Source organism: Actinoplanes sp. L3-i22, from assembly GCF_019704555.1.
Lineage (GTDB): Bacteria > Actinomycetota > Actinomycetes > Mycobacteriales > Micromonosporaceae > Actinoplanes.
This window is the reverse complement of the sequence record NZ_AP024745.1, coordinates 3,642,846-3,658,750: the sequence shown is the minus strand read 5'-3', so window position 1 is coordinate 3,658,750 and position 15,905 is coordinate 3,642,846. Positions and strand designations below refer to the sequence as shown.

Below are 15,905 nucleotides of genomic sequence, written 5' to 3'. Positions count from 1 at the left end.
CAACCGCCCTCGGAGCCGAGACAGCCTCGGTGGCCGTTCGGGGTTTGGGGTAAACCGTGCCCACCCTCGGACGTCGCCCTTGCGGGTCTCGTGTTCTGGGCGCTCCGCGCCCTTGCGAGGCCCGGAAGGGTCCCCGCGGGAGCGACGATCAGTTATCGGCCGCAGCCGAGGCAATGAAGAATTTGACCTTAATCACTACTTTGCCGATGGGCGATCCGGAGTATGGTCGGGGGCGAGGTCGGCCGGCGGGAGGCAGCGCGTGAGGTTTCAGGTCCTTGACATTCTTCCGAACCTGACGAATCCGGTGACCGGGCGGGAGATCCGGCCCGACGAGCGGTTCGCGCAGGCGCTGACCTCGGCGAGGTATGCGGAGGAGTTCGGGTTCGACGCGGTGGCTATCGGTGAGCGGCATGCCGGCGCGTTCCTGTCCAGTGGCGTGTCCGTGCTGCTCGGCGCGGTTGCCGCGAGCACCAGCCGGGTGCGGATCTCGACCGGGGTGTCGGTGCTGTCGATCCTCGATCCGCTGCGCGTCGCGGAGGACTACGCGACCGTCGACCAGCTGTCCCGCGGGCGGCTCGAGCTGGTCATCGGCAAGGGCAACGAGCTGCGCCAGCTGCCGATGTTCGGCATCGGGAACGGCGACCAGTGGGACGCGCTGGCGGAGAAGTACGAGTTGCTGCGCCGCCTCTGGCGCGAGGAGCAGGTCACCTGGCAGGGGCGTTTCCGCGGGCCGCTGGACGAGGTGACCAGCCTGCCCCGGCCCTACGCCGGCGCCCCGCGCGTCTGGCACGGCTCGGCGACCACGGTGACCTCGGCGGAGCTGGCCGGGAAGTGGGGCGACCCGCTCTTCTCGGCGAACGCAATCCAGCCGCGGGACAACTACACCGTGCTGATCGACCACTATCGGCGGACCTATGCCGAGCACGGGCACGACCCGCGGTTCGCCTATGTCGGGGCCGGCGCCGGGTTCCTCTACCTGGCCGACACCACGCAGCAGGCGCGGGCGGCGTTCGGGCCGACCTACGAGAAGATCATCGAGTTCTTCAACCGGCCGGGGAACCACACGCCGGGCAACGAGTCGACGTTCGCGAGCATCGACGACGCGATCGCCCGGGGGCCGGTGCTGGTCGGGTCGCCGCAGCAGATCGCCGAGAAGATCCTCTGGTTCCACGAGGCGTTCGGGCACGATCTGCAGTCGTTCAGCCTGCCGACGATGATCCCGCACGAGCAGCAGCTGACCATGTTGGAGCGGCTGGCCGCCGAGGTGCTGCCGGTGGTCCGCCGGGCGGCGCCGACGTCGTTGTGGGGCGAGGCGGATCCGTACGGGGGCCGGCCGGCGGCCCACGGGCGCACGGTCCCCGACGCGGCCGGCGAGATCGAGAAGCACCGGACGGCCGGAAAGGCGACGCGATCGGCTGGTTGATCTTGCAGGTTCGGCCGCTTACGCTGCTCGGACTTCGCCCGGCTTCGGCCCGGGTGACCCATTCCGAGAACGGTGATCATGAGTCTGCGCGCCCTGTTCCGTCGCCTCCTGCTGCCCCCGCTGGCCGCGGGTCTGGCCCTGTCCGGTCTCGCGCTGCCGGCTCACGCGGAGTCGGCCCTCGACTTCCCGATCGTCTTCCTCGACCTCACCGAGTCGATCACGGTGGTCGACGGCCTGTCCAAGACGGTCACGTTCGAGATGCGGAACGTCGGCGGCGGGGCCGCCGAGAACGTGGTGATCGGCTTCGACTCGGTGCCGGCGTCGCTCGGCTTCGTGCCGCCGGCCGGCTGCTCGGCCACCACCTGCAAGATCAGCAAGCTGGCGGCCGGTGAGCGCCGCCCCTTCAGCTTCACCGTCAAGCCGGCCACCACGTCGACCAGCCTGACCTCGTCCTTCCACGTGACCGTCGCGGTCGAGGGCGAGGAGATGGACGACGTCGAGGTGCAGGTGATCCGGACCACCAAGCCCGGTGTGGACCTCGAGATCGGCGCCCTGCCGGACGTCAAGCTGGGCCGCGGCGAGTCGGCCGTCCTGCCGGTGACCGTCCGGAACACCGGCAACGCCACCTCCGGCACGCTCGGCCTGGCGGTGGCCGGCCAGGACACCCTCGAGGCGGACCTGGGCCGCTACCGCAACTGCGAGCCGGATGCCGAGGTCGGCGGCGTGATCTGCGTCCTCGACGACTCGCTCGCCCCGGGCGAGACCGCCGCCCTGTCCGCCGCCACCCCGGCGAAGATCAAGGTCAAGGCGGACGCCCCCGGCCCGGCGCAGTACTACGCCAACGCCGTCGTGGTCGGCCTCACCGACAAGTACGTGGCCGCCTTCACCAAGCGCAACGCCGGGCGGACCGGCGACGAGCTGAAGCTGCAGAAGATGTCGTCGGCCGCAAGCATCAAGGACGACGACGTCCAGGACGACCTGAACCCGGACGACAACGTCGCCCTGTTCACCGTCACCACCCCGACCGCGCCCGCCGACAGCAAGGCCGTCGGCGGCGTCTTCCAGGGTGCGGTCGGCGAGCGGGTCACGGCTCAGATCGGCATGCGGAACCTCGGCCCGTTCGCGACGGTCGGGCTGTCCACCCAGTCGCTCAACTACGTGCGGGTCAAGCTGCCGTCCGGGGTCAAGCCGGTCACCTCCGACCAGATGTGCCTGCCGGGCACCTCGCCCACGGACGTCAACTTTGACGGTTTTGCGGGCCGGGACTGGGCGTGCCTGGTGCTCGACCAGGTGCCGAAGGGCGGCAAGCAGATGTTCACCTTCACCGTCGAGATCGAGGACGGCGCGCACGACGGGGGCTACGTCCAGGCGTACGGCGGCGTGCAGGACACCGTCCACACCAACGACAAGGCCGACCTGACCGTCGACACCGGCGCCAGCCTCCCGATCACCGGCCCGTCCACCGGGCTGCTGGCCGCCGGCGGCGCGATCCTGCTGGCCGCGGGGCTGTTCCTGTTCCGCGCGACCCGCCGGCGCCGCATCATCACCGTCGCGGAGTGATCTGTCGGGTCAGGCGCAGCAGCTCCGTGCCGGTGACGTCCAGCAGGACCAGCGTCGTGCCGTCGAGGCCGGCCCGGCGGGTCGTGGCCAGCGCGCGGTTGACCGGCACGTTGTCGCAGCCGACCTCGGTGGACGCGCCGGCCGTCGCCACCAGCGAGCCGCCCGGCCCGGCCGCCCAGCCGCCGCCCGCACCGTTGCACCCGTCGCTGCCCTGCCACCGCCCGTCGGCCAGGAACTCGACGTACGCCCGGCTCGCCCGGGCCGGCCGGTCCACCGGCAGCCATCGGCCGAGCAGCACCGGCGCGGTGACCGGGGTCAGGCCGGCCGGCAGCGGGGCGGCGGCCCGGAGCCGCTGCCGGATCTCGTCGGTCACCCGCGGCACCCCGGTGACGTCGGCCGCCAGGTCCGGCCGGGTCACCGGCACGGCACCGGGCAGCAGCCGGGCGACGGTCGCGCCACGGTCGTCGACCAGGACCCGCTCGGCCCCGTCGATCCGGTAGCCGGCGGCCCGGGCCACGGTCGCGCCGAGGTCCGGGCCGTCGCACAGCGGCGGGCCGGACCGGCTGTCCAGGCGGCCGGCGAAGAGGCCGGTCTCGTCCGCCCGCCAGTCGCCCGTCAGCACCGCGCACGGCTGGAACAGCTCCAGGTCGCCCGGCCCGCCGATGCGCAGCACCACGTTCTTCGGCGCGCCGTCGGCGGACAGCTGCCAGAGCCCGACCAGCGCCACCGGGTCGAGCGCGACGGTCGCCGCCGCCGGCTCGGACACCCCCGGTGCCGCCGCCCGGTCGGACGCCCCCGGCGCCGCGGCCGGTGCCTGACCCGCGCACCCGGCCAGGATCGCCGCCGACAGCGCCACCGCGATGAGGCTCTTCATCCCGGTAAGACGCGCTCGCGGCGCCCCCGGTTCCCCCGGGTGTCACACCGGTGCGAGTGCGGGCTCCGGTGCCGGGCGGCGGGCCCGGAACGCGGTGAGCAGCAGGATGCCGCCCAGCGCCGCGGCGAACGCGGCGGAAGCCGCCGTGACGTGCATCGCCGTGATGAACGCGTCGTTCGCGGCCCCGGCCAGATCCGGCCGGCCGAGCCCGGCCGCGACGGCCCGGGTGTGCTCGGCCGAGGGTGACGCGGCCGCCCGGACCGGTTCCGGCAGCGACGCGAGGAACGGTTCGATCCGATTCCGGTACGTCGTGGTCAGGATCGTGCCGAGCAGCGCGATCCCGAGCACGCTGCCCACCTGCCGGACCGTGTTGTTCACCGCCGAGCCGGCGCCCATCCGGTCCTGCGGCAGCACCGCGATGACGGCGGCCACCGTCGGCGCGATCGCGCAGCCCATCGCCACCCCGCTGACCAGGCCCACCGCGCAGAACAGCAGGAGCGGGGTGTGCAGCCCGAAGCCGAGGTTGGCCAGGAAGGCGGCCGCGACCACGAGCAGCCCGGTGCCGCTGACCCGGCCCACGCCGTACCGCTTGGCCAGCCGTGCGCCGAGCCCGGAGCCGACCGCCACGCCGATCGCGCCGGGCAGGAAGGCCAGCCCGGTGTGCAGCGCCGACATCCCGCGCGCGCCCTGCAGGTAGAAGTTGCCGTAGAACATCTGCCCGGTGATCGCGAAGAACAGCGCGCCCATCGCGACGTTCCCGGCGCTGAACCGCCCGTTGCGGAACAGCCGCGGGTCGAACGACGGCTCGCTCGACCGCCACTCCAGGACGGTGAACCCGGTGAGCAGCGCCAGTCCGGCCAGCACCGTTCCCCAGACCCGGGGGCTGGACCAGCCGGTGTCCTGACCGGCTTCGATCAGCCCGTACGCCAGCAGGGCGAGTCCGGCGGTGGACAGCAGCAGCCCGGCCGGGTCGGGGCGGCGGCGATGCTCCTGCCGCGGGTTGGGCACCACGAGCGCGATCCCGATCAGCGCGACGGCCACCACCGGCAGGTTCACCAGGAAGACCGAGCCCCACCAGAAGTGGTCGACCAGCACGCCGCCGAGCAGCGGGCCGAGCGCGACGCCGACGCCGCTGGAGGCCGACCAGGCGGCGATCGCCCCGGCCCGCCGCTCCTGCGGGAAGGTGGCGCCGATGATCGCCATCGAGGTGGGCACCATCATCGCGCCGCCCAGGCCCATCACGCCGCGGGCCAGGATCAGGCCGATGGCGCCGCCGGCCCAGGCCGCCCAGACCGAGGCGGCGCCGAAGAAGATCAGGCCGAGCACCAGGATCGTGCGGTGGCCGTAGCGGTCGCCGAGCGCGCCGGCGGCGAACAGTGCGGTCGCGAAGAGCAGTGAATACGCCCCGACGGCCCACTGCAGCTGGCCGGGGGTGGCGTCGAGGCCGGTCGCCGGGTCGGCCAGCCGCTCCAGGGCGATGCCCAGGATGCTCGTGTCGATCCAGATCAGCACCGCGGCGAAGACGAGCACGGCCAGCACCCGGCGCTGCCGCGCTAGATTGTTTGACAGGTCCCTGACGGTCATGGGTGTCACTCTTCTCCGAATGACAGGTTCCTGTCAATCCCGCCCGGAGCACAATGGGCCGGTGGAATACCTCGCCGAATGTTCGACCTTCCTCGTCCGGCACGCCTGGCTGTCCCTGCGCGGCGCGGTCGCCGAGGATCTGGTCCGGCACGACCTGACCGTCGCGCAGTTCGCGTCGCTGCTGATGCTGAGCCAGCAGCCCGGCCTGACCGTCGCCGACGTGGCCCGCGCCGTCTCGACCGCCCGGCAGTCGGCCAACGAGATGCTCACCGGCCTGGAACGCGCCGGCCTGGTCGAGCGGCGCCCGCACCCGTCCGACCGCCGCTCCCAGCAGGTCTTCCTCACCGACGCGGGCCACACCCGGCTGGCCGAGGCGCTGCCCACGGTCCGGGCCGTCGAGGCCAGGCTGTCGGCCGGCTTCACCCCGGAACAGCTGGCCACGGTGCACGCCTGGCTGACCCGGATGACCGAGTCCACCGGCGGCGACGAGGACTTCGCCACCCTGTGACGGCCTTCACCGCCGTACGGCGAAGGGTGGGGTTGATCTTATTTGGGGGTTGACCGGCGGAGGCGGTGGCGGAAGAACAGGAACAGGGCGACGGCCGCCACCGCGACGGCGATGACCAGGTAGCGGCTGAGGGTCGCGGCGATCTGCTCGATGTGGTCGCCGGCCAGGTAGGCGGCGGTCGACCAGACGCCGACCCACAGGGCCGCGCCCAGGATGTTCCAGGCCAGGAAGCGCGGGAAGGGCATCTCGGTGAGGCCCGCGACGACGCCGTTGAGCTGGCGCAGGCCCTCGACGAACCGGGCGACCACGACGACCTTCGGGCCCTGGCGGGTCATGAAGCCCTCGACCTTGTCCAGACGTTCCGGGGTCAGCCGGACGTAATGCCCGAAGCGGTGCACGAGCGGCCGCCCGCCGCGCCGGCCGATCCAGTAGCCCAGGCTGTCGCCGGTCACCGCGGCGACGAAGGCGATCAGCGCGACCGCGACGATGCTGAGATGGCCCCGGCCGGCGTAGGCCGCGCCCGCGATGATCACCGTCTCGCCCGGCGCCGGGATGCCGAAGCTCTCCACGAACACGATCGCCCCGATGCCGAGATAGCCGAACCGATCGATGAGCTCCAGCATGGCCCCACCGTAGACCGGCCGGCACCGGGCGACACACCTTCGCGATCCTCGTCACGGCCGCCTCGAACGACTGTTGTCTATGCTGCTCCCGGCCCGGTGTGATGGGATCACGGGCATGAAGGCACTCGTTCTGGGCGGAGGCGGCGTCACCGGCGTCGCCTGGGAGATCGGCCTGCTCCACGGGCTGGCCGAACACGGCGTCGACCTGACCGGCGCGGGACTGGTCGTCGGCACCTCGGCGGGCTCGTCGACGGCGGCTCAGGTGCTCTCCGGCGTACCGCTGAAAGCTCTTTTCGAGGCGCAGGTGGCCGGCCCCGGCAGCGAGATCCCGGCCCGCCTGCGTCTCGGGAATCTCCTGAAGTTCGCGGTCGCCGGGCTCTGGCCCGGCGATCCGGCGCGCGGCCGGGCCTGGCTGGGCCGGCAGGCGCTGCGCGCCCGCACCGTCTCCGAGGCGGAACGCCGGGCGGCGATCGCCGCCCGGATCGGCGACGCCGACTGGCCGGCGGTCCGGTTGCTCATTCCGGCGGTCGAGGCCGAGACCGGCGAGGTACGGATCTTCGACGCGTCCAGCGGCGTCCCGCTGATCGACGCCGTCGCGGCGAGCTGCGCGATCCCGCTGACCTGGCCGCCGGCGACGGTCGAGGGCACGCGATACGTCGACGGCGGCATCCGCTCGATCGCCAACGTCGACCTGGCCGCCGGCGCCGACCGGGTGGTGGTGCTCGCCCCGTCGTCGCAGTCGGCCCGCCCGTCCGGCCGCCCGGCCGCCCAGCTCGCGGCCCTGGGCCCGGAGGTCCGCGGCACGGTGATCACCCCGGACACGGCGACCCGCGCCGCGTTCGGCACCAACCCCCTCGACCCGGCCCGCCGCGGCCCCGCCGCCGAGGCCGGCCGCGCCCAGGCCGCCGCCGAGGCGCCCGCGCTCCGCACCCTCTGGGCCGACCGGTAGATCCGCCGCCGGCGCCGGGGGCGGGGCTAACCGCCGTACGCAAGGGTGTTGGTCGGGGGTTTGAACTGGACTTTGGGTTTGCCCTTCAGGGCGTCGGCCAGGGTGGCGATCACCGCGCCGTTGACCTGGTAGTGGTTGGTCGGGTCGGGGTGGTTCTGGTAGTCGGGGTCGGCCATGTAGCCGGCGATGACCAGCGATGTCGTGCCGACGATCAGGGACGAGGTCTTGTTCGCGTCGGTGGTGCCGGTCTTGCCGTAGACCGGGTGGCCGATCTGGCCGTGCGCGGCGGGCGCGGTGGCGTTGCCGTGGCAGTCGCCGGTCTGGGCGGCGTCGCCGACCGGGCAGCGGGCCGCGTCGAGGGCCGCGCGGGCCACGTCCGGGGTGGTCGCCTTGGTGCAGGCCGGCTTGCCGACGTCGAGTTTGGTGCCGTCGGCGCTGGTGATCTGCTGGATCGGGGTGGGCGTGCAGTACATGCCGTCGCCGGCCAGGGTGGCGTAGGCGTCGGCCATGTCGAGCGGCGTCGACGCGGACACGCCCAGGGTGAAGGCGCCCCAGGTGGCGGCGGATTTCGCGTAGGTCGCGTCCTGCGAGTTGCGGAACTGGACGCCGAACCGTTTGGCGACGGCGACCACCTTGTCCGCCCCGACCTGCTCCTCCAGCGGCACGAAGTACGTGTTGACCGACATGCCGAACCCGGTCCACATGTTGTACGGCCCGGCCTCCTTGGCCCCGGCGTTCTTCGGGCACCAGTCGGAGGTGCCGGCGCAGGCCGACGGCGAGTCGGCCTCGACCGGGTAGTGCGAGTGGTACTGCACCTGGGTGTTGATCGTATGGTTGAGCGGGACGCCGGCCTCCAGTGCGGCCACCATCGTGAACATCTTGAACACCGAGCCGGCCTGGTAGCCGTCGATGTCGCCGCCGCCGGTGATCAGCGGGTTGGTGGTGTTCGGGTACGACGCGCGGATCTTCTGCTTGCGCAGCGCCGGGTTCGGCGAGAGCGGGTTCTGCGGGTGCGCCGGGTCGTCCAGCTTGTACTTGCGGTTGGCGGCGAGCAGCCGCACCCGGCCGGTGCCCGGCTCGACGCCGGCGAGCAGGATCGCGTTCCGGGTGTTGTCGCTGATCTGCTCGCTGATCCGTTTGCGGGCGGCGTTCTGCGCGTCGATGTCGAGCGACGTGACCACCTGATAGCCGCCGCTCTTGAGCTGCCGCTCCCGGTCGTAGGCGGTGGCGCCGAACGTCTCCTGCCCCATCCACCAGCGGTAGAAGTAGTCGCAGAAGAAGCCCCAGCTCTTGGCGACCGCGATGCAGCCGTTGCCGATCGAGGTCACCTGCCGCGGGATCGGCTCCTTCAGCGCGGCGGCGGCCTGCGCCTGGGTGATCGAGCCCATCGTGACCATGCCGGGGATGACGTAGTTGTCCCGCCGCTCCTTGATCTGCGTGTACCCGGTCGCGATCGTCGGGTTGAAGCTGGTCGGCGCCTTGACCATGCCGGCGAGCATGGCGGCCTCGCCGACGGTCAGGTCCTTGGGGCGCTTCTTGAAGTAGATCTGGCTGGCCGCGAAGACGCCGTACGCCTGGTTGCCGAACGGGGCGATGTTCAGGTAGCGCTCCAGGATCTGGTCCTTGGTGAGCTCCTTCTCGACCTGCAACGCGTACTTCATCTCGGTGATCTTGCGTTTCGGGGTGTCCTTGGTGGCGTCGACGATCTCCTGCGGGTTCGTCGCCGAGTAGGCCAGCGACATCCGCACGTACTGCATCGTCAGGGTGGAGGCGCCCTGCTGGGCGTTGCCGCCGCTGTTGTTGACGAAGGCCCGCGCGACGCCCTTGAAGTCGACGCCGTGATGCTTGTAGAAGTTGCGGTCCTCGGCCGCGACGATCGCCGCCCGCATGTTCGTCGAGATGTCCTTGAGCGGCACGTCGCTGCGGAACTCGTCGTAGAACTGGGTGATCAGCGTCTTGCCGTCACTGGCGTAGACCCGGGTGATCTGCGGGGAGCTGTAGTCCTTCAGCTCGCTGGGCAGGCTGTCGAAGGAGTCGCCGCCGGCCTTCGCGGTCAGGCCGGAGATCGCCGCCGCCGGGAACGCCGCGGCGGCGACCACCAGCCCGCCGAGCAGGCCGCAGATCAGCAGGGAGGTCGCGTTCTTGCGCATCGTCGTCTGTTCTCCCGTTCTGGACCGTCACCAATAACGACGGGGTACGACCGCAGAACAGTGCCGTGATCCCGGACACCTTTTATCCACCCGCCAGCCGGAACCGCTTACCGTCCGCCTTGAGCAGGAGAAACTTGGGGACGGTCCGGGTGCCGTCGGCGTTGAACGTGACCGTCCCGGACAGGCCGGCGTAGTCGGTGGCGCTCAGCGCGGCCCGCAGCGCCTCATGGCCGGTGCCGCCGGCCCGCTTGATCGCGCCGACCGCCACCATCACCGCGTCGTAGGACTCGGCGCTGGACGGGCCCGGCGCGACGCCGTAGGCCTGCTGATAGCGCTGCGACCACTCGGCCAGCTCGGGCATGAACTCCGGGACGAGCAGCGCGGTGCCGTAGACGTCGCTGCTCTGCTCCTGGCTCAGGTCGGTGAGCAGCGGCCCGTCGGTGGCGCCGTCGCCGACCACGATCCGCCCGGTGAAGCCGCTCCCCCGCAGATCCTTGATCAGCTGGTTCGCCTCGCCGTAGTAGCCGGTGTAGTAGACGGTGTCGGCCCGGCCGGCGACCACCGCCTGGGCGATCCGCCGGTAGTCGGCGGCCCCCTGGCTCAGCTTCAGCTCGCTCGCCACGGTCAGCGCGCCGGTGGCGCGGGCCCGGGCGGCGGTCGCGTCGGCCAGGGTGATCGGGAAGCTGGTGCCGTCGTGGACGATCGACAGGCGCTTGCCGCCGAGCTTCTTCATCCAGTCGACGGCGAACACCGCCTCGGCGGTGACCGTGCCGCAGATCAGGAACACGCTGTCGTAGTGCGGCGCGATCAGGTCGGTCGAGTTCGCCTGCGCGATCACCATCGGCACCCCGGCGTCACGGAAGATCTTCAGCGTGGGTACGACGGCACTGCTGCAGTACCCGCCGACCGACACCGCCACGTCCTGCTTGATGACGGTCTGGGCGGCGCTGACCGCGGTGCCGGGATCGCACGCGTCGTCCTCGGTGATCAGCTCGACGTCGCGCCCGAGCACTCCCCCGGCGGCGTTGACCTCGGCGACCGCGAGCTTGGCCCCGTTGAGCATCGACTCGCCGGTGTGGCTGCTGCGCCCGGTCAGCGGCAGCACACTGGCCAGCCGGATCACGTCGGCCGGCGACACGGCCGGGCCCGGGCTGCCGGACTCCGAGCAGCCCGCCAGACCGGCCAGCAGCACGGCAGCCGCGACGACACCCAGGTTCTGTCTCGCGGATCGCGCGGGAGCGAGGCGAGGTCCAGGTGGTGTCTGGCGTCGGCCGGAGGAAGGTCGCATACCGGGGTTGTATGTGGCCTTCCTCCGGACGCCGTCAGGCGCCGGCTGGGCCACGCCGTAGCCCCTCGCGATCCGCGAGACAGAACCTGAACGCACAACGGTCCGATCGACGCCGTCTGCCCGGAACTGAAGCGTTTTCCTTGAACCGGTGGGGAAGCTGCCGAAACAGGGAATGTGTTGGGGCGCATGCGAGGCCGTGGCCGCAGCCTTCTGACGACGGTGTCGCTGGCCGTCGTCCTGCTGGCCCTGGCGGGGTATGTGCTGCAGGGCACGATCAGCACGACCCGGGCCACCCGCCAGCAGAGCGCCGCCCTGGTCGTCGACGAGAAGTTCACCGAGGCCCGGATCGCCGTGGCGATGCAGGAGGTGAACCTGCGGCACTACCAGGTCGAGCCGTCGGTGGCGGTCCGCAGCCGGTTCGTGCAGGTGGCCGACAGCGCCGAACGGAACCTGACCGAGCTCGGCCGGTCGGCGGACGAGCGGATCCGGCAGGACGCCCGGAGCCTGCTGACCGGGCAGGTCGCGTACCGCCTGCTCGCCGAGCAGCTGATCGACAAGGTGGCCGGCAGCGACCCGGACTACATGCAGTTCGACCGGCTCCAGTTGACGCCGGCCTACTACTCGCTGCAGAACGACGTGGACGCGATCGCCCGCTCGTACCACGAGTACGCCCAGCAGCAGGTGACGATGCTGCGGAACACCCAGGGCCGGCTGCTGGTCGGCACCGCGATCGGGTTCGGCGCCGGCCTGACCCTGGTCGCGATGATCATGCGGATGATCCTGGGCTACCAGCGCCGGCTGGTCGAGCGGGCCGCGGACAGCCGCTACCAGGCCCTGCACGACGCGCTGACCGGGCTGCCCAACCGCACGCTGTTCCAGCAGAACCTGCAGGAGGCGCTGGACCGGGCCGGCGACCCGGTGACGCTGATGGTGATCGACCTGGACGGGTTCAAGGCGGTGAACGACACGATCGGCCATCACGCCGGCGACCAGGTGCTGATCGAGGCGGGCCGGCGGCTGGCCGGGCAGGTCGGCGCCCCCGGCGTGGTGGCCCGGCTGGGCGGCGACGAGTTCGCGGTGCTGATCCCGAGCGTGACCGGCCTGCCGGAGGCCGTCGGGCTCGCCGACCGGCTGGTGGCCGAGCTGAACCGGGACTTCCGGGTGGAGGGCCAGCTGGCCGCGGTCGGCGGCAGCGTGGGCGTCGCGCTCAGCCCGGTGGACAGCGCCGACGAGCTGTTCCGGCACGCCGACACCGCGATGTACCGCGCCAAGCGCCGCGGCGGCGGGGTCGCCGTCTACGACCCGGGCACCGACGTCAACGAGCAGGACGACCGGATGCGCCTGTTCGCGGATCTGCGGGTGCTGCTCGAGACCGGGGACCCGGACGGCCAGCTGCAGCTCTGGTACCAGCCGCAGGTGCGGCTCTCGGACGGGCAGGTCACCGCGGTCGAGGCGCTGGTCCGCTGGCAGCACCCCACCCACGGTCTGGTCATGCCGGCCACGCTGCTGCCGGTCGCCGAGCGCGGCGGCCTGGAGACCGCGCTCACCTATCACCTGCTGGCGGTGGCCGCCCGGCAGGCCGCGGCCTGGCGGGCGACCGGCTGGTCGTGCCGGGTCTCGGTCAACGTGTCGCCCGGCGCGCTCGGCGACGACCGCTTCGCCGAGACCGTGCAGGCCACGATCGTCGCCGCCGGACTGCCCGCCGAGCTGCTCTGCCTGGAGCTGACCGAGACCGGGATCATGGCCGACTCCGGCTCGGCGCTGCGGACGCTGCGCCGGATCAGCGAGAGCGGCGTCGCGGTGTCGGTCGACGACTTCGGCACCGGCTTCTCGTCGCTGCTCCAGCTGCGGGACGTGCCCGCCGACGAGCTGAAGATCGACCGGACGTTCGTCCGGAACCTGGCCGAGGGCACGCCGGACGCGATCATGGTGCGGAGCGCCACCGACCTCGGCCACAACCTGGGTCTCCAGGTGGTGGCCGAGGGGGTGGAGGACCTCGCGACGCTCACCCGGCTGCGGGAGATCGGCTGCGACTTCGCCCAGGGCTACCTGCTGAGCCACCCGGTCCCGCCGGATGACCTGCGGGCGGCCTGCCGGCGGGCCGAGGCGGTGCTCTCCGGCGCGATCGTCTGACCGGTCGCGCATATTGAAGTACGTCACTTTTCTGCGAGCATGGGTCAATGCGAATCATTCTCGCCTTGCTCCTGCTCGCTCCGGCGGTTGCCGCCGCCCCGGCCGCCCCCGACTGGACCGGACCGCTCTCCACCCGGGGCCGCTACATCGTCGACGCCGACGGCGACCGCTTCCAGCTGCGCTCGGCCAACTGGCACGGCGCGAGCGGCACCTCGAACGGCGACGGCACGCACCACGCCGGGGAGGACTCCGGCCGGATGCCGCTCGGCCTCGACCGCGCTCCCCTGGCCTCGATCGTCGACGGCTTCCGCCAACTCGGCCTCAACAGCGTCCGGCTCCCGTTCTCGAACGAGATGATCCGCGACGCGACCCCGGTCGCCGACTCGGCCGCGAACCCGCAACTGCACGGACTCACCCCACTCCAGGTGTACGACCAGGTGGTCGCCGGACTCACCGGCGCCGGCCTCGCCGTCATCCTGAACAACCACACCACCACCACGAAATGGTGCTGCGGGGTCGACGGCAACGAGCGCTGGAACACCGCCCAGACCGAGCAGCAGTGGGCGGACGACTGGCTGTTCATGGCCCGCCGCTACCGGGACAACCCCCGCGTGGTCGGCGCCGATCTCTACAACGAGGTGCGCCGCAACGTCCTCGACGACCCGAACTGGGGCAGCGGCGACGGGCACGACTGGTTCGCCGCCTCGCAGCGCACCGGCGACCGGATCCTGGCCGAGGCCAACCCGAACCTGCTGATCATCGTCGAGGGGATCAACTGGACCGGCATCCCGGTGGACGGCTTCGCGCACGAGCGGCCCACCCTCAAGCCGGTCCGCACGCTCTCGCACACGCTGGTCCGGTCCGGGAAGCTGGTCTACTCGGCGCACTTCTACGACTACACCGGCCCGAACCACAGCGGCGCGACCGGGATCGGCGAGACCAGCGACCCGCGCTACCGCGACCTGAGCCCGGCCGATCTGGCCGCCGTCGTCAACCGCGACGCCCTCTACGTCGCGGGCGAGCCCGGAAACCACTTCACGGCGCCGGTGTGGATCAGCGAGTTCGGCGTCGACGGCAACGCCGCGCCCGGCAGCGCCCAGCGGGCCTGGTTCGAGAACTTCGTCGACCTGCTGATCCGGGCCGACGCCGACTTCGCCTACTGGCCCGCGGTCGGCTGGGCCGAGACCCGCGCCGCCAACGGCTGGGGCCTGCTCTTCTTCGACGCCGCCGGGCACCGCTCCGGCCTGCTCGACGACCCGGACTGGCGGTCGGCCGCCTGGCAACGCCTGCTCGGCGCGACCGGCCGGTCCGGCCACGTCGATCCGGTCCCGGTGCACTCGATGCTCAGCCCCGACCACGGCGACTTCATCGCCTCCCTGCAGATGCGCGGCCGGCCCGACTGGGATTCCGGCGCCCGCAAGGCCGCCTGCCCGGACGGCCAGCGCTTGATCGGTTTGAGCCACAATCAAAACCGCGGCTTGTGTACGGACACAGCCGGCGCCACCACGTGGACGTCGTACCAGGTCGTCACCGACGAGCGGTACGTCAGCCGGGACTGGGCCTCCGGCTACACCAAGTTCGAGTGCCCGGCCGCCGCCCGCCTGATCGGCTACGCCGTCCGGGGCGCCGCGATGTCCAGCGCCCTGTGCGCCACCGGCCAGCCCGCCTCCGCCGACGCCGGCCGCACGGTCTGGTTCGACCGCGGCGACAACCGGCCGGCCGGCAACCCGGGCGGTGACTTCGCGACCGGCCGGTACAAGGGCCAGTGCGCCGACGACGAATACGTCGCCGGCATCGCCTGGACCGGCCGGATCGGCTCGGCCCGCACCCCGGACGCGCTGCTCTGCCGCAAGCTCAGCTGAGCACCCGCAGCGGCGCGCCGGCCCGCCAGGCCTCGATGTCCTCGACGATCTGCTGATACATCACCCGGTAGGTCCGGTCGGTGACGTAGCCGAGGTGCGGCAGCAGCACGGTGTTCGGCGCGCCGCGCAACGGGTCACCGGCCGGCAGCGGCTCGACGTCGTAGACGTCCAGGCCGGCCCCGGCGATCGTGCCCGCGGTCAGCGCGCTCACCAGCGCGTTCCGGTCCACGATCGGCCCGCGGGAGGTGTTGATCAGCACCGCGGACGGCTTCATCCGGGCCAGCTCGGCCGCGCCGACCAGGCCGGTCGTCCGGTCGCTGAGTTTCAGGTGGACGGTGAGCACGTCGCTGTCGGCGAACAACTCGTCCCGGTCGACGTACTCGACGCCTGCCCCGGCGGCGCGCTCCGGCGTCAGGTTCGCGCTCCAGGCGATCACCCGCATGTCGAAGGCCTGCCCGATCCGGGCCACCTGGGTGCCGAGCCGGCCCAGCCCGAGCACGCCGAGCGTGGCCCCGTTCAGATCGGTGCCGATCGTGGTCTGCCACCGCCCGTCCCGCAGCGCCCGGTCCTCGGTGGTCACGTGCCGCTGCACGGCCAGGATCAGCGCCCAGGTCAGCTCGGCGGTGTTCGAGCTCCGGGCCGACCCGCTCAGGCTGGTGCCGCAGACCGTGACGCCGTGCGCGCGGGCCGCGGCCAGGTCGATCGACGCGTTCGCCATCCCGGTGGTGATCAGCAGGCGCAGGTCGGGCAACCGGTCGAAGAGCGCCGCGGGGAACGGGGTGCGCTCCCGCATGGCCGCCACCACCTGCGCGCCCCGCAGCGCCGCCACCAGCGCATCCGGGTCGTCGAGGTGCTCGTGCAGCACCTCGACGTCGGCGTCCGGCAGCGCGTCGAACGGCCCGTAGCCGCGCGCCACCCGTTGATAGTCATCCAGCACGACGATCCGCATGA

At 72.1% G+C, this 15,905-nt stretch carries 12 protein-coding genes; 6 read left to right on the top strand and 6 right to left on the bottom strand.

What is annotated here, in order from left to right:
- Positions 1-259: 259 nt before the first annotated feature.
- The gene (locus tag L3i22_RS16210; protein ID WP_221327791.1) at positions 260-1,423 is read left to right on the top strand and encodes an LLM class flavin-dependent oxidoreductase; all 1,164 of its coding nucleotides are present in this window, start codon (positions 260-262) and stop codon (positions 1,421-1,423) included.
- A gap of 78 nt (positions 1,424-1,501) precedes the next feature.
- Entirely contained in the window at positions 1,502-2,983 is a 1,482-nt protein-coding gene (locus L3i22_RS16205) for a hypothetical protein (RefSeq protein WP_221327790.1), read from the top strand.
- On the opposite strand, the gene L3i22_RS16200 is transcribed toward L3i22_RS16205, so the two are convergent.
- Together L3i22_RS16200 and L3i22_RS16195 are read right to left on the bottom strand one after the other, a co-directional pair.
- Entirely contained in the window at positions 2,967-3,857 is an 891-nt protein-coding gene (locus L3i22_RS16200; RefSeq protein ID WP_221327789.1) for an META domain-containing protein, read from the bottom strand. The two genes, L3i22_RS16205 and L3i22_RS16200, sit on opposite strands and share 17 nt — an antisense overlap.
- 42 nt (positions 3,858-3,899) lie before the next feature.
- Entirely contained in the window at positions 3,900-5,441 is a 1,542-nt protein-coding gene (locus L3i22_RS16195) for an MFS transporter (protein WP_255658286.1), read from the bottom strand.
- 61 nt (positions 5,442-5,502) lie between these two features.
- Here L3i22_RS16195 and L3i22_RS16190 point away from each other — a divergent pair, with 61 nt between their 5' ends.
- Complete coding sequence (locus tag L3i22_RS16190; protein ID WP_255658285.1) at positions 5,503-5,949, top strand: MarR family winged helix-turn-helix transcriptional regulator; 447 nt, start codon at positions 5,503-5,505, stop codon at positions 5,947-5,949.
- A 38-nt stretch (positions 5,950-5,987) separates the two neighbouring features.
- On the opposite strand, the gene L3i22_RS16185 is transcribed toward L3i22_RS16190, so the two are convergent.
- Positions 5,988-6,572: a DedA family protein gene (locus L3i22_RS16185; protein WP_221327787.1), complete on the bottom strand. Its 585-nt coding sequence runs from the start codon at positions 6,570-6,572 to the stop codon at positions 5,988-5,990.
- A gap of 115 nt (positions 6,573-6,687) precedes the next feature.
- Between L3i22_RS16185 and L3i22_RS16180 the strand changes: the two genes are divergently transcribed.
- Positions 6,688-7,521: a patatin-like phospholipase family protein gene (locus tag L3i22_RS16180; RefSeq protein WP_221327786.1), complete on the top strand. Its 834-nt coding sequence runs from the start codon at positions 6,688-6,690 to the stop codon at positions 7,519-7,521.
- A gap of 26 nt (positions 7,522-7,547) precedes the next feature.
- Here the strand turns inward: L3i22_RS16180 and L3i22_RS16175 are convergent, their stop codons facing one another.
- Both L3i22_RS16175 and L3i22_RS16170 read right to left on the bottom strand, forming a co-directional pair.
- Positions 7,548-9,671: a transglycosylase domain-containing protein gene (locus tag L3i22_RS16175; RefSeq protein WP_221327785.1), complete on the bottom strand. Its 2,124-nt coding sequence runs from the start codon at positions 9,669-9,671 to the stop codon at positions 7,548-7,550.
- 82 nt (positions 9,672-9,753) lie between these two features.
- The gene (locus L3i22_RS16170) at positions 9,754-10,863 is read right to left on the bottom strand and encodes a branched-chain amino acid ABC transporter substrate-binding protein (RefSeq protein WP_221327784.1); all 1,110 of its coding nucleotides are present in this window, start codon (positions 10,861-10,863) and stop codon (positions 9,754-9,756) included.
- Positions 10,864-11,145: 282 nt separating this feature from the next.
- On the opposite strand from L3i22_RS16170, the gene L3i22_RS16165 reads away from it, so the two are divergent.
- Both L3i22_RS16165 and L3i22_RS16160 read left to right on the top strand, forming a co-directional pair.
- Complete coding sequence (locus tag L3i22_RS16165; RefSeq protein ID WP_221327783.1) at positions 11,146-13,092, top strand: bifunctional diguanylate cyclase/phosphodiesterase; 1,947 nt, start codon at positions 11,146-11,148, stop codon at positions 13,090-13,092.
- A gap of 47 nt (positions 13,093-13,139) precedes the next feature.
- The gene (locus L3i22_RS16160; protein WP_221327782.1) at positions 13,140-14,954 is read left to right on the top strand and encodes a glycoside hydrolase family 5 protein; all 1,815 of its coding nucleotides are present in this window, start codon (positions 13,140-13,142) and stop codon (positions 14,952-14,954) included.
- Here the strand turns inward: L3i22_RS16160 and L3i22_RS16155 are convergent.
- Positions 14,947-15,903 carry a D-2-hydroxyacid dehydrogenase family protein gene (locus L3i22_RS16155; RefSeq protein ID WP_221327781.1) on the bottom strand — a complete coding sequence of 319 codons (957 nt, stop codon included), beginning with the start codon at positions 15,901-15,903 and terminating at the stop codon, positions 14,947-14,949. The two genes, L3i22_RS16160 and L3i22_RS16155, sit on opposite strands and share 8 nt — an antisense overlap.
- Positions 15,904-15,905 lie beyond the last annotated feature (2 nt).